General features: G+C 71.7%; 2 protein-coding genes. Both read right to left on the bottom strand.

All coding sequences use genetic code 11. From position 1 onward, the window contains the following. Positions 1–215 precede the first annotated feature (215 nt). Complete coding sequence (locus AC1DEY_RS23140; RefSeq protein WP_476870040.1) at positions 216–1,046, bottom strand: alkaline phosphatase family protein; 831 nt, start codon at positions 1,044–1,046, stop codon at positions 216–218. Then, on the bottom strand, positions 1,043–1,705 hold the full coding sequence (locus AC1DEY_RS23135) for an HAD family hydrolase (protein WP_476870039.1): 663 nt from the start codon (positions 1,703–1,705) through the stop codon (positions 1,043–1,045). The genes AC1DEY_RS23140 and AC1DEY_RS23135 overlap by 4 nt, the downstream gene beginning before the upstream one ends. Positions 1,706–1,794: the final 89 nt, after the last annotated feature.

The raw sequence follows: 1,794 nt of genomic DNA, 5'->3' as shown, positions 1-1,794 counted from the left end.
CGGTCATGCCGAGGGCGCCCGCCTCGAGCTGCAGGGCGGTGATCTGGGGGGATCTTGTGGGTCTTGACGTGCGGCCTGAGGGCCAGCCCCTTGTCCCGGAGTCCCGCGGCCATGCGTGTGATGTTCCGTTCCAGCACCTCCCGGTCGATCAGGATGGCTGGGTGTCGATCGTCTCCGGGATGGTGTTCGTGCTGTCCGTTCTGCGCTGTGGGTGGTCAACGGTCCGCGGCCCTCTCGGCGAGAAGCAGCCCGGCCAGTTCATGCGGTGCCACCACCGCCGGCCAGGGGCTGAGGTCCCCGCCGCTCGCCCAGCGGAGGATGAACGATCCGCGTTCCTCCGGGGAGTCCCCGCCGTGTCCGCCGGCGTCCACGTGTCCGTGATCCGCGACCACCACCAGAAGCCATTCTTCACCATGAGCGGCCGCGCGGTTTAGGACGGCGTCCCGGATCCGGGCCACGTGCCGGTCCACCCTGGTCAACGCCTCCTGGTACTGCGGGCTGAGCGCCCCGTAGACATGCCCGGCGTCGTCCACATCGCAGAAGTACACGAAGGACACGTCCGGCGCCTTGTGCGAGTTCAGCGCGGCGAGGGTGAAGTCCGCGATCTCGGCGTCGATCCGGATGAAGCCGTGCGTCTCGCCGTCGCGGGCGACTACCGTGTGCAGTCCGGCCTTCTGCTGCTCCATCCGCTGGTGGATGACGGGCCCCAGCCCTTCCGGGGAGACCAGCGGCGGCCAGCCCGCCGCCGCGAACGTCCGGGTGGAGGTGTCCTGGTAAAAGGCCCGGGACAGCAGGTCCGGGTGCCCGAAGAGGCGGTGCCCCACGAAGGTGTTGTCCCGGATGCCGTGCTGCGCGTGGGTGGTCCCGGTCAGCAGCGAGGACCAGCCCGGGCCGGACAGTGTGGGGACGTCCATGGTCATGTCGCGGTGGTCGCCCTCGGCGGCCAGGGACCTCAGGGTGGCGGCGGAGGTCGACTGCGCTGCCAGGTCCCAGCGGAGCCCGTCGATGCCCAGCAGGATGATGCGGGGCCGTGTGGACGCGCTCATCGTGCAGCCTCGCGGGCGTCCGTCAGGACGGCGAGCGTGACGTCCTCGAGCGAGCCGAGCAGCGTGCGGCCGGGCGCCGCCTCGATCGGGACGGTGGAGGGGACGACGACGACGGGGCACCCCGCCGCTTCCGCCGCGGCGAGGCCGACGGGGGAGTCTTCCACTACCACGCACTGGGCGGGTTCGGCTCCCAACCGCCGGGCCGCTTCCAGATAGGGGTCAGGGGCCGGCTTGGACGCGGGGGTGTCCTCGACGGCCACCACGAGCGTGAACAGCTCACGGCCCAGCCGGTCCCGGACCAGTTCCACCACGCGGCGCGGCGAGGCGGAGACGATGGCGGTGGGGATCCGCTCGGCGGCCAGGAGCCGGAGGAGATCCATGGCCCCGGGGCGGGGCACCACCTCCTGGGCCACCAGCTCGGTGAAGGCCTCATCGAGCCGGGCGGAGAGCTCCTCCGCGCTCAGGACGCATGCGGAGGGCATGGTGGCCAGGAGGTGGGTGGCCGTGTGCCCTGAGGGGCGGCCCAGGACGTCGGGTCCGTCTTCAGGGCCCAGTTCCCGGCCCAGGCCGAACGCCACGTCGGCCACGGCATCCCACCAGAGGCGCTCGGTGTCCACGAGGGTCCCGTCCATGTCGAAAAGTACGGCTGCGGGCATCATGCGGTGGTTTCCTCGTTCCGGGCCTGGTCGATCAGGACGGGGCGGTCCGGCAGGCCCAGCCGGATGCGCGCCCCGGTGGGGAGGGTGGA

The sequence above is a fragment of the Arthrobacter sp. 05T47 genome (assembly GCF_056395825.1).
This window is presented reverse-complemented; position numbering and strand designations above follow the sequence as displayed.

Bases quoted from the DNA above. Each gene is read 5' to 3' on its own strand.
- AC1DEY_RS23140 (WP_476870040.1), bottom strand. From the start codon at position 1,046: ATGAGCGCGTCCACACGGCCCCGCATCATCCTGCTGGGCATCGACGGG.
- AC1DEY_RS23135 (WP_476870039.1), bottom strand. From the start codon at position 1,705: ATGATGCCCGCAGCCGTACTTTTCGACATGGACGGGACCCTCGTGGAC.